General features: G+C 39.5%; 20 protein-coding genes, 2 tRNA genes and 1 pseudogene. 12 read left to right on the forward strand and 11 right to left on the reverse strand.

Going from position 1 to position 20,566, the window contains the following annotated elements; all coding sequences use genetic code 11:
- Positions 1–242 precede the first annotated feature (242 nt).
- The 4 genes from IEV39_RS06905 to IEV39_RS06920 form a co-directional block, all read right to left on the reverse strand.
- Positions 243–452 (reverse strand): cold-shock protein, encoded by a 210-nt coding sequence (locus IEV39_RS06905; protein WP_004771798.1) that lies wholly within the window; start codon positions 450–452, stop codon positions 243–245.
- Positions 453–931: 479 nt separating this feature from the next.
- Entirely contained in the window at positions 932–1,141 is a 210-nt protein-coding gene (locus tag IEV39_RS06910) for a cold-shock protein (RefSeq protein ID WP_004661816.1), read from the reverse strand.
- A gap of 107 nt (positions 1,142–1,248) precedes the next feature.
- A complete protein-coding gene (locus IEV39_RS06915) occupies positions 1,249–1,482 on the reverse strand; it encodes a hypothetical protein (RefSeq protein WP_005229922.1) in 234 nt (77 codons plus the stop codon).
- Between the two features lie 189 nt (positions 1,483–1,671).
- Positions 1,672–1,748: transfer RNA gene (locus tag IEV39_RS06920), tRNA-Met, on the reverse strand.
- Positions 1,749–2,068: 320 nt separating this feature from the next.
- Here IEV39_RS06920 and ruvC point away from each other — a divergent pair.
- Positions 2,069–2,614 (forward strand): crossover junction endodeoxyribonuclease RuvC, encoded by a 546-nt coding sequence (gene ruvC, locus IEV39_RS06925; RefSeq protein WP_005229920.1) that lies wholly within the window; start codon positions 2,069–2,071, stop codon positions 2,612–2,614.
- Here ruvC and IEV39_RS06930 read toward each other — a convergent pair.
- Positions 2,611–4,104 (reverse strand): bifunctional ADP-dependent NAD(P)H-hydrate dehydratase/NAD(P)H-hydrate epimerase, encoded by a 1,494-nt coding sequence (locus IEV39_RS06930; protein ID WP_005285210.1) that lies wholly within the window; start codon positions 4,102–4,104, stop codon positions 2,611–2,613. The two genes, ruvC and IEV39_RS06930, sit on opposite strands and share 4 nt — an antisense overlap.
- 23 nt (positions 4,105–4,127) lie before the next feature.
- Between IEV39_RS06930 and queG the strand changes: the two genes are divergently transcribed.
- Both queG and bioB read left to right on the forward strand, forming a co-directional pair.
- Positions 4,128–5,252: a tRNA epoxyqueuosine(34) reductase QueG gene (gene queG, locus IEV39_RS06935; RefSeq protein WP_005285207.1), complete on the forward strand. Its 1,125-nt coding sequence runs from the start codon at positions 4,128–4,130 to the stop codon at positions 5,250–5,252.
- A gap of 79 nt (positions 5,253–5,331) precedes the next feature.
- Positions 5,332–6,321: a biotin synthase BioB gene (gene bioB / locus IEV39_RS06940; RefSeq protein ID WP_005285204.1), complete on the forward strand. Its 990-nt coding sequence runs from the start codon at positions 5,332–5,334 to the stop codon at positions 6,319–6,321.
- A gap of 45 nt (positions 6,322–6,366) precedes the next feature.
- Here the strand turns inward: bioB and IEV39_RS06945 are convergent, their stop codons facing one another.
- Both IEV39_RS06945 and IEV39_RS06950 read right to left on the reverse strand, forming a co-directional pair.
- The gene (locus tag IEV39_RS06945; protein ID WP_005285202.1) at positions 6,367–6,579 is read right to left on the reverse strand and encodes a hypothetical protein; all 213 of its coding nucleotides are present in this window, start codon (positions 6,577–6,579) and stop codon (positions 6,367–6,369) included.
- A 135-nt stretch (positions 6,580–6,714) separates the two neighbouring features.
- On the reverse strand, positions 6,715–7,062 hold the full coding sequence (locus IEV39_RS06950) for a hypothetical protein (protein WP_005229912.1): 348 nt from the start codon (positions 7,060–7,062) through the stop codon (positions 6,715–6,717).
- Positions 7,063–7,561: 499 nt separating this feature from the next.
- On the opposite strand from IEV39_RS06950, the gene IEV39_RS06955 reads away from it, so the two are divergent.
- From IEV39_RS06955 to IEV39_RS06980, 6 genes and pseudogenes are all read left to right on the forward strand, one after another.
- Positions 7,562–8,095, forward strand: a complete 534-nt coding sequence (locus IEV39_RS06955) for a fimbrial protein (RefSeq protein ID WP_005285199.1) — start codon at positions 7,562–7,564, stop codon at positions 8,093–8,095.
- An 80-nt stretch (positions 8,096–8,175) separates the two neighbouring features.
- Positions 8,176–8,910, forward strand: coding sequence for a fimbrial biogenesis chaperone (locus IEV39_RS06960; protein ID WP_005285196.1), 735 nt, complete (start codon positions 8,176–8,178; stop codon positions 8,908–8,910).
- Positions 8,911–8,973: 63 nt separating this feature from the next.
- Complete coding sequence (locus IEV39_RS06965) at positions 8,974–11,547, forward strand: fimbria/pilus outer membrane usher protein (protein ID WP_005285193.1); 2,574 nt, start codon at positions 8,974–8,976, stop codon at positions 11,545–11,547.
- Positions 11,544–12,557, forward strand: a complete 1,014-nt coding sequence (locus tag IEV39_RS06970) for a fimbrial protein (protein WP_005285190.1) — start codon at positions 11,544–11,546, stop codon at positions 12,555–12,557. The genes IEV39_RS06965 and IEV39_RS06970 overlap by 4 nt, the downstream gene beginning before the upstream one ends.
- A gap of 153 nt (positions 12,558–12,710) precedes the next feature.
- Positions 12,711–13,693 (forward strand): annotated as a pseudogene (locus IEV39_RS06975) (DUF4882 family protein).
- Positions 13,694–14,051: 358 nt separating this feature from the next.
- Positions 14,052–14,345: a hypothetical protein gene (locus IEV39_RS06980; protein WP_005285181.1), complete on the forward strand. Its 294-nt coding sequence runs from the start codon at positions 14,052–14,054 to the stop codon at positions 14,343–14,345.
- 460 nt (positions 14,346–14,805) lie between these two features.
- On the opposite strand, the gene IEV39_RS06985 is transcribed toward IEV39_RS06980, so the two are convergent.
- Complete coding sequence (locus IEV39_RS06985) at positions 14,806–15,207, reverse strand: hypothetical protein (RefSeq protein WP_005285177.1); 402 nt, start codon at positions 15,205–15,207, stop codon at positions 14,806–14,808.
- Positions 15,208–15,456: 249 nt separating this feature from the next.
- Positions 15,457–15,533 (reverse strand) — tRNA-Ile (locus IEV39_RS06990).
- A gap of 278 nt (positions 15,534–15,811) precedes the next feature.
- Here IEV39_RS06990 and IEV39_RS06995 point away from each other — a divergent pair.
- Both IEV39_RS06995 and IEV39_RS07000 read left to right on the forward strand, forming a co-directional pair.
- Entirely contained in the window at positions 15,812–16,357 is a 546-nt protein-coding gene (locus tag IEV39_RS06995) for a 1-acyl-sn-glycerol-3-phosphate acyltransferase (RefSeq protein ID WP_032883237.1), read from the forward strand.
- Between the two features lie 142 nt (positions 16,358–16,499).
- Complete coding sequence (locus tag IEV39_RS07000; protein WP_005285173.1) at positions 16,500–17,249, forward strand: YebC/PmpR family DNA-binding transcriptional regulator; 750 nt, start codon at positions 16,500–16,502, stop codon at positions 17,247–17,249.
- Between the two features lie 44 nt (positions 17,250–17,293).
- Here the strand turns inward: IEV39_RS07000 and IEV39_RS07005 are convergent, their stop codons facing one another.
- Both IEV39_RS07005 and IEV39_RS07010 read right to left on the reverse strand, forming a co-directional pair.
- Positions 17,294–17,764: an Lrp/AsnC family transcriptional regulator gene (locus IEV39_RS07005; protein ID WP_004771770.1), complete on the reverse strand. Its 471-nt coding sequence runs from the start codon at positions 17,762–17,764 to the stop codon at positions 17,294–17,296.
- Between the two features lie 460 nt (positions 17,765–18,224).
- Positions 18,225–18,995 carry a glutathione S-transferase family protein gene (locus tag IEV39_RS07010; RefSeq protein WP_005285169.1) on the reverse strand — a complete coding sequence of 257 codons (771 nt, stop codon included), beginning with the start codon at positions 18,993–18,995 and terminating at the stop codon, positions 18,225–18,227.
- A 359-nt stretch (positions 18,996–19,354) separates the two neighbouring features.
- On the opposite strand from IEV39_RS07010, the gene IEV39_RS07015 reads away from it, so the two are divergent.
- A complete protein-coding gene (locus IEV39_RS07015; RefSeq protein ID WP_005285167.1) occupies positions 19,355–20,566 on the forward strand; it encodes an SfnB family sulfur acquisition oxidoreductase in 1,212 nt (403 codons plus the stop codon).

A 20,566-nucleotide genomic window follows, 5' to 3' on the forward strand; every position in this document is an offset into this window, starting at 1 on the left:
ATTCCCCTACTGCTATCCCTATAACTTTTATAATACATTTCAAATAATTATAAGTCTTTTTTGCTTTAAAAATTATACCTTAAAATAATGATATAAATTTTTAACATATTATTTCATCGAATTTTAGGCTACAAAGAGAAACAAGCAGCCTATTATCAAATGCTCAGACCGTTCCTCCACCCTATTTTTCTTCACAAAAAAAGCCCACAACGTGTGTGAGCTTTTTTTTACTGGTCTAAAAATTAGATAACAGTGATAAGGGTTGCTTGTGGTCCTTTCTTACCTTGACCAAGTACGAAAGAAACGCGTTGGCCTTCTTGTAATACTTTAAAACCTTTGCTTTGGATTTCGCTGAAGTGTGCAAAAACATCTTCACCAGAATCAGCTTGAATGAAACCAAAACCTTTAGTTTCGTTAAACCACTTAACAGTACCGGTAACTGTATCAGACATACTTTTAAACCTTTTAAAATTTGTTCATTTATAAGTTAAATCAAAATTTATTAATTATGATTTAACTTAATCTATCTTTATTTGACAGATACTGCAAGCATACCAAACTTTAAGCCATACGAGATAGTAGATTGAGAGAAGTATAGATAGTTTTATACCCTAAACAGATGAGGTTGGACTTTAATAAACCAAATCATTTGCAAATAACATTCACTGCTAAATCAAAAAATTACCTGTAGAGGCTAAGCGATCTAGCATCTAAAAACTGAGGTTTAGCCAAATAAAAAATATTTTTGTTTTTTCTGCTCAAGATATTTTTTTGCATCAAGATTTAAATTTAAGCCTGGTTTCTTATGCAAAATTCAAATTTTTAGCCCTACAATTTACTTCAGCACAGCTATGGGTAAAGCCTCAAACGACAATTTGTTCAGATGTAAAAAAAGCCCACCTAAAGTGAGCTTCATTTTCAAGCAATCTTATTAGATAACTTTAATTGTTGTTGCTTGTGGTCCTTTTTTACCTTGACCAAGTACAAACGAAACGCGTTGGCCTTCGTTTAATACTTTGAAACCATTGCTTTGGATTTCGCTGAAGTGAGCAAAAACATCTTGGCCAGAATCAGCTTGAATGAAACCAAAACCTTTAGTTTCGTTAAACCACTTAACAGTACCAGTAACTGTATCAGACATACTTTTAAACCTTTAAACTTTGTTCATTTATGAGTTAAATCAAATTATTAATATTGATTTAACTCAATCTATCTTTAACCAATAGATACTTCAAGTGCGTAAATCATCTATGTTAATCGATAAAGCTGATTAACATCAGTATAGAAGCTTTTGCCATCTAGATTAAAATCGATTTCCCGACCTGACTCTAGCTGGATTTTCTTTCCAACTTCTACCCATTTGAAACCATCCAACGTATTTTGCTGACGTTTCATCGGGATAATTTGCACACAAATTTCATTGCCATTGCTGGCTTTGGCTACACGCCATTCATTAATAATTTTCAACACAAAATCACTCATTCCTGAGCTCAAGTGATCGATTTGGATTTACTATAACGCTAGATATATGGAGAGAGGCAAACTACAATTCTAGAATCTAATAATTTTTAGCTTTCTTTAGGGTTATTTCAGCTAACTTAATTGCTGTCTAATCTTTCAGATAACAACAACTCAATAATCACAGAGCTAATATTCGATTAACTTTAAAAGTGGTAGCGGGAGCTGGATTTGAACCAACGACCTTCGGGTTATGAGCCCGACGAGCTACCAGACTGCTCCATCCCGCAACAACATATTGATCAACATCTTCGATCAATGAGATGCTTTATACGCCCATCTCCCCCACAATGCAAATTTTTTTTAGAAAAATCACATAATTTACGCTCTAACGCTCAAATTAAATACAAATTGATCAAAATCCCCTCAGATTAAGCCATGCCGATCGAACTGTTGAAATGAGACCGAATTGCAGGATAATTAACCGAACAAACCGAATTTGCTTAATAAATCTGCTATTTTGTTATAATTCAAAATCCTACAAAAATAATATGCATCGAAAAGCCTGCTATGTAACAATATCAACAATCTTCTATTGTTATATTTCAACATGTCATTAATTATTGGTATTGATCCCGGCTCACGCTTAACAGGTTACGGAATTATCGAAAAAGATGGCAATAAACTACGTTTTGTAGATGCAGGCACCATTCGTACCGAAACCCAAGAAATGCCAGAACGTTTAAAACGTATCTTTGCCGGGGTTGAACGGATTGTTAAATTTCATGGTCCAACTGAAGCTGCGGTAGAGCAAGTCTTTATGGCGCAGAATCCTGATTCGGCGTTGAAACTCGGTCAGGCACGCGGTGCTGCAATTGCCGCTCTAGTTAATCTGGATTTACAGGTGGCTGAATATACCGCACGACAAATTAAACAGTCTGTGGTCGGTTACGGCGCAGCAGATAAAGAACAGGTCCAGATGATGGTGATGCGTTTATTGAACCTGAGCATCAAACCACAGTCTGATGCTGCCGATGCCCTAGCTGCCGCCATTTGCCATGCCCATGCTTCGGGCAGTATGAGTAAAATGGCTGTGCTTAATGCATTAGGTGGCATGGCTCGTGGCCGCAGCCGTGTCAGCAGCAGACGCCGTTAGTCATTTTGATTGACCACCTGATAAATCATTTTGCCCATTTCATGCGCCTGTAATCCGCGCATCCCCTTTTCAGCCAACAGATCACCTGCCTGTGCATGTAAGCTCACGATTTCATGCAAAGCAATCTGCTGATGAAACTGCGCTTTTAAACTGGCAATCATGCCTGCCAGTACATCACCCATTCCACCTGTACCCATGCCCGCATTGCCTTGGGTACAAATGACTAATTCTTTCTCTAAAATGAGACTGCCCGCGCCTTTAAGTACCCATTGACCAGCGTACTTTTGCTGCAACTGCTGAATGGCACCAATGCGGTCCTGTTCAATTTCCTTGGCGCTACAACCTAACAAGGTCGCCGCCTCACCGGGATGCGGGGTGGCATACACATGATTATTTAACTTTTGTGGATCTTTTGCCAAAAACCAGAGCGCGTCGGCATCAAGTACCACGTCTAAATGAGAATTTTGATTCAGTCGCACAAACCATTGCTGATAAATTTGTTCAGCCCATTGATCCCGCCCTAAGCCCATACCCAAACCTACCGCATCGACATGTTCAAGTAATTGCTCGATGCCCTTCTGATCCAGAAGATTGATATCTCTAACCATAATATTAGGTGATCGTGCCAAAATAGCCTGATGGTGTTTGGCATGACAGACCACACTGACTTTGCCAGCTCCAGCATGAAAAGCGGCTTCAGCCGACATGATAACGGCACCGCCCATATCGGCATGACCGCCTACCACCAATACATGCCCATAACTGCCTTTATGTCCAAAGGCTTGCCGCTTGGGCAAAACCACTGTTTCGGGAGATAAATAAGCCAACGGCTTTAATTGTGTATCTGGCGGAATCAGGCTGACTAACTGTAATTCGCCAACATATTGCTTGCCTTGACCTGTGAATAGACCAGCCTTATAACCCAAAATTGTAAAAGTTTGATCTGCCTGTATCGCAATGGGTAAAGCCTGGCCTGTGTTGGCCTGCAAACCGCTCGGAATATCAATCGAGATTTTTAACCCTGCCTGGGCATTAAAGAGCTGGATAATCTCTTGCCAATGTTGGTCGAGTTCCCGATTCAAGCCAATGCCAAATAAGGCATCAATATGACAATCAAAACTTGGAATTTCTTGATGGACTGCTGTTTCTGTTAATAAATAATCGATGGTTTGAATATCGACTTGATAAGACTGCGCATAATCTGCAGCTTGTTGTAAATCCGCTGATTGTCCGAGTTTTGTCGCAAACACGGTCACTTTTATTCCCTGCTGCTTCAGATAGGCAGCCATATAGTAGCCGTCTCCCGCGTTATTGCCTTGTCCGCACCAGACTGCGATCTTTTGAATTTTCTTTGACTTAAATTGCGGAATTAACTGCTGTGAGATCACCCAGGCGGCTTGCTGCATAAGCCCTAATGATGAATTTTGCTGAGCAAACCAACGCTGTTCCCATGCTTGGATACTCTGGCTATGGTAAACTACACCTTGCATGTTCTCTCCCTCATTCTTGGTTTATGGCTTCAACCTCTTCATCTCAGACGCAATCTCAAAAGATTGAACTACAGCAGCTCGATCCACAAGCACTGAAGGCTTGGATTAAACAACAAGCTTTGGATTTGGGTTTTTCTGATTGTGTCATTGCCAAACCAGATGCTCAAGATCAAATGCCGCGTTTTAAAGAATATTTAGGACGCGGATACCATGCAGACATGCACTATTTAGAAGAAAATCTGGAAAAACGTGCAGATCCCACCTTACTTGTGCCTGGTACAAAAAGCATTATTTGTGTGCGCATGAACTATCTTGTGGCATCACCGAAGCCCCGTTATGTTCCATTTGAACCCAATTCAGCCATTATTGCGCGTTATGCACGGGGCCGTGATTATCACAAAGTGATGCGTGGACGGTTAAAGACTTTAGCCACGCGTATCCGGGAAAAAGTCGGGGATTTTGAATCGCGCCCCTTTGCTGACTCTGCTCCGATCTTTGAAAAATCGCTGGCTGAAAGTGCAGGCATGGGCTGGACCGGGAAACATACCCTACTCATTCATAAAAAATCAGGCTCTTTCTTTGTCTTAGGTGAAATGTTTACCTCACTGGAACTGCCTTTTGACCAACCTGCAACTGCACATTGCGGCTCATGTACCGCCTGTATCGACATTTGTCCGACCCAAGCCATTGTTGAGCCCTACATGCTGGATGCACGAAAATGTATCGCTTATTTAACCATTGAATATAAAGGCATCATTCCTGAAGAATTACGCTCTGGTATTGGTAACCGAATTTTTGGTTGTGATGACTGTCAACTGATTTGCCCATGGAACAGCTTTGCCAAAACTGCCTCCATTCCGGATTTCGATCCAAGGCATGGTCTGGATAATATCAGCCTGCTGGAGATCTGGCGCTGGGATGAAGCCACTTTTCTTACCAATACCGAGGGCAGCCCGATCCGCCGTACTGGATATCAATCCTTTAAACGTAATATTGCAATCGGCCTTGGAAATGCTCCATACTCAGCTGAAATTGTCACGGCCTTGCAAGACGCAAAAACGTGGCACGACGAGATTGTCAATGTGCATATTGACTGGGCAATTCAACAGCAATTGCAACAAGCAGATATGCCCCAAATAGAAAAATGATGTTTTTTGCCCTTTGGCTTTGGCACGATTTCTGTATGATTAGTCTCAATGTTTGTCATCAATCATCATGGATATAACAATGACCTTACGTAATGACTGGACTCGTGATGAAATCCAAGCTCTATATGATCAACCTTTTCTAGACTTAGTTTTTGAAGCGCAAAGCGTACATCGTCAATATTTCCAGGCCAACTCGATTCAGGTCAGCACCCTTCTTTCCATTAAAACGGGTAAATGTCCTGAAGATTGTAAATACTGTTCGCAATCGGCGCATTACGATTCAAAATTAGAAGCTGAAAAACGTATTGCGGTTGATAAAGTCATTCGTGAAGCACAGTCTGCCAAAGAATCAGGCTCTTCACGTTTCTGTATGGGCGCTGCATGGCGTAATCCGCATGAACGTGACATGCCTTATGTGCTTGAAATGGTACGTGAAGTAAAAGCATTAGGCCTTGAAACCTGCATGACCTTAGGTATGTTGAACCAGTCACAAGCCGAGCGTTTAAAAGATGCAGGTCTGGATTATTACAACCATAACCTGGATACTTCCCGCGAATACTATTCTCATATTATTAGCACGCGTACTTTTGATGATCGTCTGGATACTTTGGATCACGTTCGTCAAGCAGGCATGAAAGTTTGTAGTGGTGGTATTGTTGGGTTGGGCGAAAGCCGTAATGACCGTATTGGTCTATTACATGAACTGGCAACCATGCCTGTCCATCCTGAATCAGTGCCAATCAACATGCTGGTTCCTATCGAAGGCACACCACTTGCTGATGTCGAAAAACTAGATGTTACTGAATGGATCCGTACCATTGCGGTTGCACGTATCATCATGCCACACAGTTATATCCGCCTTTCAGCAGGTCGTGAATCACTCAGTGATTCTGATCAGGCACTTGCATTTATGGCGGGTGCAAACTCATTATTCTCCGGCGACAAATTATTAACCACACCAAATGCTGGCGAAGGCAAAGATCAGATCCTGTTTGCTAAATTAGGTTTAACCGCAGAAAAGCCAAAACCGACCGTTGCAGAACTTTCGGTCGATGCCATGAGTGCATAAATGAAAAAGCCTTGTCAAATGACAAGGCTTTTTTTAGATGAAAAATCAGATAGATGTCACCAGAATGCCATACTTGGCAGTTAGATACATGCCGACTCGAATAATATCCACGCCTGCTGCATGTGAAACTGATAGTTCCTGAGTATGCACATCAAAATGTAATGAATCGAAAACCTCCTGATGATGCATTAGCCATATCATTGTATCTGCCATATTGTCATCGACAGTATAGGTTTCTGATTTAAAATCCTTATTCATTAAGCCAATCTAATCATTGAATACATGACGCTATCATAGCGAATAGACAGCTTTAAATCAGCTAAGTCAAAGACATTTAGCGATATCAATGCTCGCTAAATGTCTCAATAAGGCTTGGTCGTTTTAAGCTTGGGTTTAAGCAGCCTTTGGATTCACAATCGTCTGACCTGATTTCAAACTATCAACTGCTTTCGGGTTAAACTCCAGAGTCAACACGTGATTGTCTAAGTGGACGTGATACGAACGAATCAATGACTGCTGCCCTTCATCTGTTTCAAGCACATATTCATCGGCAATATTTAAAATCCCTTCCAGATTGGTCGTACTTGAGGCACGGTCGTGACCAAACAGATCGTAGATGGTTTGCAGATTAAAGCTGGTTTGTTTTTCCAATGGATGGCTTTTCAGATGACTTTCCAGAAATAAAACCAATTTATGTGCAAAGAAATAGTAATTCGGTTTATGGGTATAAAGCATGTTCATTGAAAGCTCCTCTTGAGGTTTTTTTCATCTAATCATGACTAAAAAACTAAAGATTGAACCTTAAAAAATTCTTAAAAGCAGTACGCATATTTTGTTAATGGATTGTCATTTTTCTTCAAAATTGTTAATCAAAAACTACAAAAAAGCATTTGTTTTACATTTTTTCTCGGCAAAGCATTTTCAGTCAGCCCCATAATTCTGCATAAAAAGTAAACAATCTATTCTTTTTTTCTAAAGGAAAAATCAATCAATCTTTAGAAATATTAAAAAAAAAGATTAAAAAAATTGAATTTTTACTCTATAAAATACAAAAATATAATATATATCACAAACTTATTTTAAATCGGAATTTTAGATTAAAAAAATAGAAAAAATGTGACGTAATTTGCACTTTTTAAATTAATTGCGATATATTTTGCGCATTACTTGTTCAGCGCAAAAATTCAACTGAAAAGTAATTTTAATTCAAACTTTTAGCTGATGTATTCGAGAAATTATTATGAAAAAACTTGCTTTGATCGCTGCTCTTTCAGTTGTAGGTATTGCTAACGCTCAAGCTGCTGATGGAACGATTACAATTAATGGTCTAGTCACAGACAAAACTTGTGACATCGTAACTCCAGCGGGTAAAGACTTTACCGTAACACTTCCAACTGTATCTAAACAAACACTTGCAAAATCAGGTGATGTTGCTGGTCGTACTCCATTCCAAATCAACTTAGGTAACTGTTCAGAAGGTAAAGTTGCAACTTACTTCGAACCAGGCGCGACTGTTGATTTCAACACCGGTCGTTTATTAAACCAAAACGCTGCTGGTGCTAAAAATGTTGATGTTCAATTACTTGGTAACAACAACCAAGTAATCCCAGTGCTTGCTGCAGGCAGCAATGGTGCTCAAACGAACTCTCAATGGGTTGATGTGGTAGAAGGCGGTACTGCTGATCTTAACTACTATGCTGAATATTATGCAACTGGCGCTTCATCTGCTGGTGAAGTAAACACTTCAGTTCAATATACAATTATTTATCAATAATCTATTGATAGACTTTGCGGGTTTCTAGGCTTCTAGGAATTCGCAATTGTAAATTTCACGCAATCATAGAGTAAATTTAAATGGCACTGAACGGTTACAATTTTTTGCTTGGTTTAACACTATCATCAGCATTTGTCGCAAGTCACACCCATGCAGAAATTATTTTGCACGGCACTCGTGTGATTTACCCGTCTGATGCACGTGAAGTAACTTTGCAAGTGAGTAACAATGGTTCTAAACCATCGCTTGTTCAGGCATGGATTGATGAAGGTGATGCTAAAAGTACACCGGACCAGTCAAAAGTTCCATTTATGATTACCCCACCGATTTCGCGTGTCGATCCAACGAAGAGTCAATCCCTTCGTATTACCGCATTACCTAATGCAGCTCAGTTAAATCAAAAACAAGAAACTGTTTTTTGGCTAAATGTTCTGGACATTCCACCACGACCAACAGCGAATAGCAAAGATGCTGTTCCTGATAATTTTTTACAGCTTGCGATTCGTTCACGCATTAAATTTTTCTATCGCCCGGCAAGTATTAAAACTGATGCCAATCTTGCAGGTGAAAAATTGCAATGGACTAAAAGCGGACAAACGCTGATTATAAAAAATCCAACGCCGTTTCACGTCACCATGACGGCGATCTACCAGCAAAATGCTGGAAAGCCGGTGGATCTATTACCCAAAGGTTTAATGCTCTCACCTTTTTCAGAAGACAAAGTCCAGTTAAAAACGGGAAATACTGAAAAGATGAGCTATGTCAGCATTAATGATTACGGCGGTCGTATCGAACACCAGATCAAGCTTCAATAACAAACAAATTTATTCCCAATCCATAAATGATTTTGTACCTATCATTGAATAGGCGAACCGATTATGTCAAAGAAAAATGCAACAGCTAAATTCTTGAAGCGTCGTATCTGTTATTACCTGACTTCAGGGGTAATCACCGTAACGCTGCCTATGGCTGTTTATGCAGTAGAACAGACAACAGAACAAGCAGCACCTATGGAAGCGGAATTCGACTCTGTTTTTTTAATCGGTGATGCACAAAAAGTTGATATTTCCCGCTTTAAATACGGCAACCCTGTTTTACCGGGCGAATATAACGTTGATGTCTACATCAATGGCAACTGGTTTGGCAAAAGAAGAATGATGTTTCGTTCAACGGAACAAAACCAGAATGCTTTTACCTGTTTTACTTCAGGTTCTTTACTTGAATATGGTGTAAAGCAAGAAGTTCTGGTCAACCGTACTGAATCGAATGCGCCAAATGCATGCTATAAAATCGAAGAATGGATTGAAAATGCCTATTACGATTTCGATACCTCACGCCTGCGTATCGACATTTCGATTCCACAAATTGCATTACAAAAAAATGCCCAGGGCTATGTAGACCCAAGTATCTGGGATCGCGGTGTTAATGCCGGATTTTTATCGTATAGCGGTAGTGCTTACAAAACTTTTAACCGTTTAAATGATAATAAAGAGACTACCAATGCCTTTATGGCAATTACAGCGGGTGCAAACATTGCAGGATGGCAACTTCGCCATAACGGTCAGTGGCAATGGCAAGATGGCGCTCAAAGTGAACTAGACCCAACGAATAAGAAGAAATCTAACTACGAATCTACCAGCACTTATTTACAACGTGCCTTTCCTCAATATCGCGGGGTTTTAACCCTAGGTGATAGCTTTACCAATGGTGAGTTATTTGACTCATTCGGTTATCGCGGCCTAGATTTTTCCAGCGATGACCGCATGCTGCCGAATAGTATGCTCGGCTATGCGCCCCGTATTCGTGGTAATGCCAAAACCAATGCGAAAGTAGAAGTTCGTCAACAGGGTCAGTTGATTTACCAGACCACGGTTGCGCCAGGTAGCTTTGAAATTAATGATCTCTACCCGACAGGTTTTGGTGGTGAACTTGAAGTTTCGATTATTGAATCGAATGGTGAAATACAAAAGCTAGCGGTTCCTTATGCATCTGTTGTGCAAATGCTGCGCCCGGGACTCAGCCGCTACTCTATCACTGCTGGTGAGTTCCGTGATCGTGATATTGATTTAACGCCGTGGGTGACGCAAGGTAAATACCAACGTGGTATTAACAACTACTTGACCGGTTATACCGGCTTTCAACTGGCTGAAGACTACAGTGCCTTACTATTAGGTGCCGCGGTAGCAACACCTATTGGTGCGGTCTCTTTTGACGTGACCCAGTCCAATACTGACTTTGACAAGCAAGGTTCACAATCTGGGCAAAGTTTCCGTCTCAGTTATAGCAAACTGATTTCACCGACCAATACCAACTTAACCTTGGCAGCCTATCGTTATTCGACGGAAAACTATTATAAATTACGTGATGCCCTGCTCATTCGTGACCTTGAAGATAAAGGTGTGAATACCTTTGCGGTCGGTAAACAACGTAGTGAATTCCAGATTACCCTGAACCAAGGCCTGCCTGAGGGCTGGGGTAATGTTTATATGGTCGGCTCGTGGAATGATTACTGGAACCGTAATGAGACCAGTCGCCAATATCAAATCGGTTACAGCAATAATTACCATGGTTTGACCTATGGTCTTTCTGCGACCAATCGTGAGATTGAATACGGTTCAAGAAATCAAACCCGTGATACTGAATATTTGATGACCCTTTCTTTCCCGATCAATTTCAGAAAGAGTTCTGTCAACGTCAATGCGACCGCGTCTGAAAATAGCCGCACCGTGGGTATGAGCGGAATGGTTGGTGATCGTTTCAATTATGGTGCTTCTGTATCTCATCAAGACAGACAGAATCCAAGTTTTAACGTGAATAGCCGTTATCGTACGAACTTTGCGACCGTAGGTGGCTCATATAGCATCGCTGATGCTTATCAACAGGCGATGCTCAGTGTAAGTGGCAGTATCGTTGCCCATGAAAAAGGTATCCTGTTTGGTCCGGAACAAGGGCAAACTATGGTGCTGGTCTATGCACCAGATGCTGCAGGTGCCAAAGTTAACAATACCGTTGGACTCAGCGTAAATAAGGCTGGTTATGCCGTGATTCCTTATGTCACACCTTACCGTTTGAATGACATCACACTTGATCCGCAAGAAATGTCAACCAATGTTGAATTGGAAGAAACCAGCCAGCGTATTGCCCCATTTGCGGGCGCGATTGCAAAAGTTGATTTCTCGACCAAGAAGGGCTATGCCATCTACATCAATACCAAAACAGCAACAGGTGAAAGCTTACCGTTTGCATCGCAAGTTTTTAATGCTAAAGATGAATCTGTTGGTATTGTTGCCCAAGGCAGCATGGTGTATTTACGTACCCAAGAGCCAAAAGGTGATTTGTATGTAAAATGGGGCGATGAAGCCAATGAACAGTGCCAATTCAGTTATGATGTTAGCGCACAAATTTCTAAAGATCAGCAAAGCATGATCATGTCTGAGGCCGTATGCAAATGAAAAAATTACTATTAAGCAGTGCCTTGGTTGCTGTAGGTTTTGGTATCAATACAGCAGCTCAAGCTGCTTGTTCAACTAGCGCGGGTTTCAGAACAATTGACGTCTCCATGCAAGTTGGTCGAGTTGTAGTTCGACCAAGTGACCCCGTTGGTAAAATCTTAGTTAAATCTCTTTTTGAAATTCGTCCTGATTCTAGAACAACATATACTTGTAATAGTAGCGATATGATGGTCGCACGGTTACTACAAAATTATGCAATTAGTCCACTGGGCGATAATATCTATTCAACCAATATCCCAGGTATTGGAATTCGTCTTTATCGAGAAGCTTTTAACGCAACGAATTTCTCAGGATATTATCCTTATACCCGATCTGTACCAAGTACTCGTATTAGCCTTGCCGAGGGCTATTTCGTTGTTGAAATTGTGAAGACAGCAGAAAATACAGGCTCAGGAACATTAGTGCCTGGTGTTTATAGTACTTATTATGCTGGAAACAGGAATGATCGCCCTTTCTTAACCAGTACTGTTTACGGTAACGCTATTACGATTGCTTCTTCTTCTTGTGAATGGAGAGGTGATATTAATAAAGCGGTACAACTTCCAACTGTGATGAAATCAGGCTTTAAAGGAATTGGTTCTACTCAAGGAGAGCAATCTTTTGAACTAAATATTCTCTGTAATGGTGGTGAAAACCAAACAGGTTATGAAGAAAAGAACCTTATTAGTTTAACCTTTGATTACCAACAAGAAGGCAATAACACTCAGGTTTTAAAGAATCTTGAGCCAAACTCGACTAAAGCGAATGGTGTTGGCGTTCAACTTGTGTGGAATTATCAGAATAAAAATCAAGTTATTGGCTTAGGTAATAAATTAGAGCTAGGAACAGTGAAATCGAACCAAACCGTTCAATACAATGTTCCACTAACAGCTCGTTATTATCAAACTGCAGCCAATGTCACTGCGGGTAAAGTCCGCGCTATGGCTACAGTGACGATCCAATACGATTAACCTTTTATAAGACCTCTTCCCAAACAAGAGGTCTTTTTTTATAAAAACTCAAAAAATATAATTAAGTTATTAATTTTTAAAATCAATAACTCAAAAAATACTCACATTTAATTTTTGATAAAAGCCGTAAATAACACACCAGAGGAATAATCAATGAAAAAACTGAGCATATTTGCACTTAGCCTAGCCTTACTCGGCTGTGGTGAAAATCAAAATGGTTCACAACAAAATGCTATTTCTACTCAATCAACAGCAGCACCATCCTCAAGCTTTAGTTTGCGTAGTTTTAGCCAGCCACAAACATGTCAGTATAACTTTGATGCCACACAACAAGATTATGATGCTTTATGGAACAATCAAAATTCAGAATATCTGATGGGTATATTTCCAGCAATCAATGGTCAAAAGTTTAGCTTAACCGTTGCCCCCCTTATTTTTCAAATAGCGACCCTGAGTACGGTACTTTTAATTACTTACAATACTTAGCTACCAGTAAAGCAAGGTTTTATTCGGCAATAAATTCTCCATACTTTCCATACTTACAAGATGGTTTAGGAGATTTTAACTTACCAAAAACAGGGATTCTTGCACTGGAAATGCAACTCTATATACCTGGCGCCCCACTAAGTGGGGGTTATTACGGAGAACCAGGTTCATCTTATTTCGCAGATATTAATTTTAGTGGAATCTCTGAAAATGGATATGTTGTAAGGTCAGGATATAGTTTCATGGCAGGTGCCGCTGATCCTGATTTCGGTGAAAACCCACCATCCGTATTATTTATGCTTGGTTACCCAAATAGTGATGAGACTGAGTATACTTCAGTTGCTTATTACTACAATAAAATGACCGACTATCAAAGTAAATATCATCGCGTAGGTATCTATATCAACCAAAATACCAAACAGGTTGGCTTTATTGTTAATGGTGTTGATCAGGGGTATCAAGGAACACTCCCTGCTCCATTGAAAAATATAGGTTTTGATATTCGTAGCTGGGTTGGTTCTGATAAGGATGGTGTATTCTCAGACAAACTTGCGGGACTAGAATTCACATCTGAGCTGATCACTGACCGCAATGCACTACAATTCAGTTACCCTCAAGGCACAACGGACATCTGCGGTAATGTAATTTAGTCTAGCTTAGTGTCACAAAAGCCTAATCGACGATTAGGCTTTTTTTGTTACCCAAAATAGCAATCGCATAATTCTCCCGTAACAATGGTATGCCTAAGTTCCATATTTGAGTTTTAAAATATGCTACAACAGTCGCATAATGTATACTAGAAAGATCAGGTTTTTAAATTCGCATTAAAACAAAAATATGTGACACGATTAACAAAATAAATTTATTATATTAATTATCAATTTAAAAATAAAACCTTAAATAGATCACACTTTAAATAAATATTTAATTAAAAATTTATTTAAATATTGCCTCGATAATAAATTCCATGTTAATTAATACTTAATACATTTATAAAAGGCAATAAATATGTATAACTATATTTATAAATCTGCCCTACTTTTATCATTAATGGCATTTGCTTCGGTTAGTTATGCTGCAAGCACAATCCAGCTGAATGGAAGTATTGTAGAAGATACCTGTTCTCAACAACTGCAAATCAATGAATGCGAACAATTGAACATGTTACGGCAAAAAATTGAATCCCAAACTATTTCATTAAGCGATTTAAATACTTCACCTCAAAAAAACACCATGACTGAGATTAGCTTTGAGCAATTTCCAGATCATAAAAACGCCATTATTATTGCAAACTACTACTAGTTAATATATTTATTATCAAGATGTGATTCAGTTAACATTAATAACAGATTCACATCTTTTTAATAATCAAAAAACTTTTTTAGATTTAATTGTTAGTATTAAATACTTAAAATTTATTTATTGCATTTTTATCAGCATGAAAAACGAGCTATTCAATATTTTGATTAAGTTACGGGCATAACGAGCAGACATTTACTCTGCACGTTCTTACGTGGGTAGATTGAAGATAGAAAGCAAAAATGGCGGATACTTTAACAAATCCCAAGCAAGCATAGAGCTCAGCGGTTTGAGTACAACTGATCTAAAAAATTTTTGTAGCTGCCCTCTTTTACAATATGACATTCCCTTATTTAGTTTAGTCCTTTAAGCTGAAGAAATAGCTAGGATGCTCTGATCTATTTCTCACGATATTCTGCTCTGCGGGCAATGCTAAACCATATACAAGTCTTCAAGCGCGATTCTACTCAAAAATACTCACTTGAGTCTGACCATCTATTGAAAATATACATTTGCCTTTAAATTCTTGTGCATTCCCCAGCTCATTTTCAGCGCAGAACTCCAGATAAAGATATACGTCTCCACTTTTTTGATTTATATAATAATTCCCACGCAAATTATCGTTAAAACTCACGCTTTTTTTCTTTATTACATTGGCCAGCACAAGTTTTTTGCACTTTTGGATCAATTTTTCTTTATTTAAATTAATTTCAGATTTTCGAATATAAGAAGTGTTTTTACTCAAATCTCTGATATTTTCTTGATTATCATTCTCAATAATATAAGAATCAAACTCCGTCATTATATTAGAGTCTTTACTCTTATAATCTTCAAAACTTTCACACCCGAATAAAAATAACATCATGGTGAAAGCTAAGACATTCTTCACTTTAATAATCTATAAGAATAAAAACTATAAGATATCAAAAATAATGAAATATGACAAAGGATAATACCTCCGTCTGAGCATAATTATGATGGGACTTATATAGTCTTAAGATAATTCAAGAAGATACTACAGGTCTTGCCCTATTGTTTTATTGCTATTGCGACCATTAATTTTTAGACATTAAAAAAGCACTTACAATAAATACATGTAAGTGCTTGATATATATGGTGGGCCCACACAGACTTGAACTGTGGACCAACGGATTATGAGTCCGCTGCTCTAACCAACTGAGCTATAGGCCCTATAAATTTCAATCATATTGATATGATGAATGCTGCCTGATCTTAGTCAAATTTAACTTCAATTACAAGCAGATGATTTTATCAAACCACCTAAAAAAGTGTTAAAAATCATAAACTGCGCTGATTCTATCTGATCTCGCTATAATGAGTAAAGTAAATATTGCACGGTTTTGATCATTTTAAAGCCATCCAAATTGCTGTCATCTGGTGTTTTCGGATATGTATTTTCCTCAAAACTCGTATTAAACTGCGACCACGCACAGCCAATGATCATGGATATGAAAAAGTTTTTAGGAAAATCTATTTTTAAAGCAACAGGTTGGACATATAATGTTGATCCAGCAATCTTAGAGAATAAACAAGTCATTATCGGTTTTGAGCATACCTCTAATCTCGATACCATCCTTTCTCTGGCTTTGTTTGATATTTTAGAGATTAAAATTCATACGCTTATTAAAAAAGAATTATTTAAAGGCCCATTAAAACCAATTTTACAACGTTTAGGTGGCATTCCTGTAGACCGCAAAGCCAGTAAAGATATTGTCACGCAAATGGTGGAGCTATTTAACCAGAATGATTGTTTTAATCTGGTGATTGCACCGGAAGCAACCCGTGCTAAAGATGGTGAAGCGCGTAAACCGATCCGTACCGGTTTCTGGCATATCGCCAAAGCAGCCAATGTTCCAATCATTCTGATGTATGCCAATGCCCGAACCAAACAAGGCGGCATCCTGGGCAAAATCTACCCGACCGAACTGCAACAGGATCTGGAAAAGATCAAGGCGCTGTATGCGGAATACGACATAGACGTAAAAATTAGCTAATGGCCCCTGTCTATTTGTTCAATCTTTGATACTTGAGCAAGATTTTAAATTTTGAATATCAGTTCGAGCAGTTTTCAACAAAACCTTGCCTATGCTAATATTCCTGCACTTTTTTGAGTTTTAATTTTTTGGAGTTACTTCCATGGCGGGTCATTCTAAATGGGCCAATATTAAGCATCGTAAAGCTAAACAAGATGCAAGTCGCGGTAAGGTTTTTACTAAATACATCCGCGAAATCGTAACTGCTGCGCGTTTAGGCGGACCAGATGCTGCAAGCAACCCACGTTTACGTGCTGTTGTCGAAAAAGCACTTTCAGTCAATATGACACGCGACACCATTAACCGTGCGATCCAGCGTGGTGCTGGCGGCGAAGATAATGATGATTTAAAAGAAGTAACCTATGAAGGTTATGGTGTTGGCGGTGTGGCCGTTATTGTCGAAACCATGACCGATAACCTGAACCGTACCGTGCCAGATGTTCGTCACTGTTTCTCAAAAACCAATGGTAACTTGGGTACTAATGGTTCAGTGGCTTATCTGTTCACCAAACGTGGCGAAATTTCTTTTGACGATGTGTCTTTAGAAGATAAAGTCATGGAAGTTGCTTTAGAAGCAGGTGCTGACGATATCGAGATTGATGAAGACAGTATCTTGGTAATTACCAGCCCGGAAAGCTTTGGTGACGTTCAGGATGCACTTACAGCTGCAGGTTTAAAATCTGACAACGCTGAAGTTGTGATGAGCCCATCGACTAAAGCTGAAATCACCGATATTGATCAAGCTAAACAAATCATGAAGATGATTGATATGCTTGAAGATCTTGATGATGTTCAAAACGTGTATACCAACGTTGAATTCTCTGAAGAGGTTTTAGCGCAACTTGATGCCTAAACCTTTCTGCCGAGTAAAAAATGCATCTGTTTAGATGCATTTTTTTATAGCTTGTTTAAAAGTTTATAGCAGTTAAAGACATTATATTCCTTAATCACAAAGCTGGAATGCAGCGCCACCACACTGTCGATCTTTCCAATACGGCGCAACAGGATTTCACTATAGTCATCCATATTGCGGGCCACCAGTTCCAGGATAAAGTCAGCGCTCTGTCCGGTCACCAGGAATGCATTGGTCACTTCCGGAATATCTTCCAGTTCCTGCAAGAACTTATCAAAAGTTTCACTATCGTGTTTGCTCAATGAAACCTGCAAAAGAATATGTAGGCTAAAGCCCAGTTTATTAAAATTGATTTCTCGTTTGAGCTGTCCCATCACTTGGGATTCGATCAGATTTTTAATGCGTCTATGCACTGAACTAACCGAAAGGTTAATACGTTCTGATAGCTCATTCAGATTGACATCTTCATGGGTCAAAATTTCAAGAATTTGTTTATCAAAACGGTCCAATTCCATTTTACAGTCCTCATGTGTTATCTCGGTTTTTTCGGAACTGTTTACCACCAGTAATTTTTAAGGGTCAAGGGAAAACATTCGTTTAACTTTTGACAATGCTGCATGGATAACGCAAACACGATTCCGATAAACTTGTGGTTTATCTTTGTCTCAAAGCCGAAACAAGACCTTTTGAGCAACTGTTCAACTGATCTCCCAATAGCTGAACAACTCGTTTCGATCCCCATCACACCCTGAAACATAAGATAACAAAGCCGTTTTATAATTATTTCCCTCTTTTCAGTTTTTTTAAAGTAAATTTGGCAATAATTTCTACTATTTTCAGCTTAAAACGAATTTTCTTTTAAAAATTAATTTTATTCACTAATAATTTTTTACTTTTTCGGCAGTTTTTCTATTTTCTTTCTCATTAAAAAAAGCCCCGATGATTGCATCAGGGCTTTTTTACAGCATCATTTACTTATAACCCACGCCAATCGACGCGTGCATTACGCTCCGTGGCATAAATACGCTGTACATATTGTCCAATCGGTAAATCAGACAATTCGTCATAATATTGTTTCAACTCACCACTGAACTGCTCAACATCATCATTCTCCAGCTCCCAAGGGGTGCCTTTGACCATCAGTAAAGGGGCGAGAATTGAACAGACTGCAATATCAGCCAGCCCCAGACGATCACCCACCAGATAACGCCCTTGATTATCAATCAGACGCTGGTTGAGATCCGTAATCAGCTCGGTCATGCGTAACTTGGATTGCGCTACTTTTTCAGGACTTAACTTATAATTGGTTGACACCAGACTTTTTAAGATCGGCTTGGAAATTTTTTCAAACTGCCGCAAATAGCCCTGCTCCCCCATCATGATTTCAAGTGGATGATCACCCACTGACAAGGCATGCGCCAAAGACCAGCGCCGGACATGTACACCCAGCTCATCAGCCAGCTTGTCAATCTCCAAGGCCTGTTCACGCAACTGTTCATCACGTCTGAGTAATGCATGTTCAGGATAGGTCGTATCAAGATATAAAGCGATTTGGGTTGAATCAGCAATCCAGTGTTTATCATCCTTCAACATCGGCAGTAAATACTGCCCCGATTTAAGGAAGGTAAAGGCGCGATGAAAACCAGGAATCAAATTATGTGCAACATAGTCCAATTCCTTATGATCTAACAACCAGCGAGCTTTTTCACAATAGTGAGATAAAGGAAATTGGTATAAAACCCGCATAGACTCTCCAGATTTATTTTTCTACTCGATCAAACATAAGGTTTTTCATACTTTAGAAGTAAAAGCCAATGAATACAATGTCCTTTTTGCTCGATCTTTTTTAATTTTGGCGAGTTTGCTTTATAAATATTCCTGTTGAGATTATTCATTTCTTTCATAGAAAATACGGTTTCCCTTTGAGCAATAAAAAATCAAACACGACTAAGAATCTGTTTTTAAACAATATTATATATCTGTTTTTCTGTTATTTTTCTCATAAAAAATGCTTAATAATTATTGTGATAATTAAGCCATAACTGATGGTTTAGTGGAAAAGTAAAACTTTTGTAAAGTTCCTCTTATCTATTAGAGGTGCTCACATGTCCAGTAATCAATCAGTGATCCACGCGCAAATACAACTGATTTCAAATGATCAGCAGGCCCTTAATGCTGCCTATCAAGTTGCTGACTTTGCCTTAGAAGAGCGCAATATACGTGATCAAAACCGTATACTACCCACAGAACAAATCATCCAGTTTAGCCAAAAAGGTTTAGGCGGTATCCGTGTACCACAGCAGTATGGTGGGGCTTTTGTCTCCAATAAAACCTTGGCCCACGTGTTCCGTATTTTAAGTAAAGCCGATGCCAATGTTGGACAGATTCCTCAAAACCAGTTCGGGCTACTCAATTTTATCAATATCACCGGTTCAGATGCCCAAAAGCAGTTTATCTATAATGAAATTCTTGCAGGTAAACGGATTGCCAATGGCGGGCCTGAAAAAAACGCTAAAGATACCAAAGCGATTCAAACCACGCTAACGTTGCAAAATGATCAATATCTTTTAAACGGGGAAAAATTTTACTCGACTGGCACCAGTTTTGCAGATTGGTTAGCGATTCGTGCCTTACATCCAGATGGTTATACCGTATTGACGATCATTGACCGACATGCTGCGGGCGTTGAGGTCATTAATGACTGGAACGGCTTCGGTCAACGCACCACAGCCAGTGGAACAGTAAAACTTCACAATGTCATCGCTGATCCGGCCTTATTTTTTGATGAACGCATCATTGCCGATACTCCAAATGTCCGTGGAGCTTATTCTCAACTGTTGCAAGTCGCGATTGATGTTGGCATTGCCGAGGCTGCCTTTGATGATACCTTGTCCAGCGTGCGTAAAGCGCGTCCGGTTATTGATGCAGGCGTAGAAAAAGCCAGTGAGGAACATTACTCCCTGCAAGAGGTCGGCAAGCTCAATATCCTGCTCGATGCAGCTATTTTATTGCTGGATGAGGCAGCAGAATATCTGGATGAACTGGATCAACTCACTGAGATTTCTGCCGAGCAAGCTGCTCGCGCTTCGATTTTGGTCGCGGAGGCAAAAATCTATGCCAATGATGCTGCCCTGCACATCTCCGAAAAACTACTTGAACTTGGCGGTAGCCGAGCCAGCCTGAGCCAACATAATCTTGATCAGCACTGGCGCAATGCCCGTGTGCATACCCTACACGATCCTGTGCGTTGGAAATTCCATGCGATTGGTGACTATTACCTGAATGGTACTCACCCTGCCCGCCATGCCTGGATTTAA

Source organism: Acinetobacter courvalinii (assembly GCF_014635545.1).
Taxonomy (GTDB): domain Bacteria; phylum Pseudomonadota; class Gammaproteobacteria; order Pseudomonadales; family Moraxellaceae; genus Acinetobacter; species Acinetobacter courvalinii.

Excerpts from the sequence above, each read along its gene's own strand:
- IEV39_RS06905 (WP_004771798.1), bottom strand. The coding sequence starts at position 452 with ATGTCTGATACAGTTACCGGTACTGTTAAGTGGTTTAACGAAACTAAA.
- IEV39_RS06910 (WP_004661816.1), bottom strand. The coding sequence starts at position 1,141 with ATGTCTGATACAGTTACTGGTACTGTTAAGTGGTTTAACGAAACTAAA.
- IEV39_RS06915 (WP_005229922.1), bottom strand. The coding sequence starts at position 1,482 with ATGAGTGATTTTGTGTTGAAAATTATTAATGAATGGCGTGTAGCCAAA.
- ruvC (WP_005229920.1), top strand. The coding sequence starts at position 2,069 with ATGTCATTAATTATTGGTATTGATCCCGGCTCACGCTTAACAGGTTAC.
- IEV39_RS06930 (WP_005285210.1), bottom strand. The coding sequence starts at position 4,104 with ATGCAAGGTGTAGTTTACCATAGCCAGAGTATCCAAGCATGGGAACAG.
- queG (WP_005285207.1), top strand. The coding sequence starts at position 4,128 with ATGGCTTCAACCTCTTCATCTCAGACGCAATCTCAAAAGATTGAACTA.
- bioB (WP_005285204.1), top strand. The coding sequence starts at position 5,332 with ATGACCTTACGTAATGACTGGACTCGTGATGAAATCCAAGCTCTATAT.
- IEV39_RS06945 (WP_005285202.1), bottom strand. The coding sequence starts at position 6,579 with ATGAATAAGGATTTTAAATCAGAAACCTATACTGTCGATGACAATATG.
- IEV39_RS06950 (WP_005229912.1), bottom strand. The coding sequence starts at position 7,062 with ATGAACATGCTTTATACCCATAAACCGAATTACTATTTCTTTGCACAT.
- IEV39_RS06955 (WP_005285199.1), top strand. The coding sequence starts at position 7,562 with ATGAAAAAACTTGCTTTGATCGCTGCTCTTTCAGTTGTAGGTATTGCT.
- IEV39_RS06960 (WP_005285196.1), top strand. The coding sequence starts at position 8,176 with ATGGCACTGAACGGTTACAATTTTTTGCTTGGTTTAACACTATCATCA.
- IEV39_RS06965 (WP_005285193.1), top strand. The coding sequence starts at position 8,974 with ATGTCAAAGAAAAATGCAACAGCTAAATTCTTGAAGCGTCGTATCTGT.
- IEV39_RS06970 (WP_005285190.1), top strand. The coding sequence starts at position 11,544 with ATGAAAAAATTACTATTAAGCAGTGCCTTGGTTGCTGTAGGTTTTGGT.
- IEV39_RS06980 (WP_005285181.1), top strand. The coding sequence starts at position 14,052 with ATGTATAACTATATTTATAAATCTGCCCTACTTTTATCATTAATGGCA.
- IEV39_RS06985 (WP_005285177.1), bottom strand. The coding sequence starts at position 15,207 with ATGATGTTATTTTTATTCGGGTGTGAAAGTTTTGAAGATTATAAGAGT.
- IEV39_RS06995 (WP_032883237.1), top strand. The coding sequence starts at position 15,812 with ATGAAAAAGTTTTTAGGAAAATCTATTTTTAAAGCAACAGGTTGGACA.
- IEV39_RS07000 (WP_005285173.1), top strand. The coding sequence starts at position 16,500 with ATGGCGGGTCATTCTAAATGGGCCAATATTAAGCATCGTAAAGCTAAA.
- IEV39_RS07005 (WP_004771770.1), bottom strand. The coding sequence starts at position 17,764 with ATGGAATTGGACCGTTTTGATAAACAAATTCTTGAAATTTTGACCCAT.
- IEV39_RS07010 (WP_005285169.1), bottom strand. The coding sequence starts at position 18,995 with ATGCGGGTTTTATACCAATTTCCTTTATCTCACTATTGTGAAAAAGCT.
- IEV39_RS07015 (WP_005285167.1), top strand. The coding sequence starts at position 19,355 with ATGTCCAGTAATCAATCAGTGATCCACGCGCAAATACAACTGATTTCA.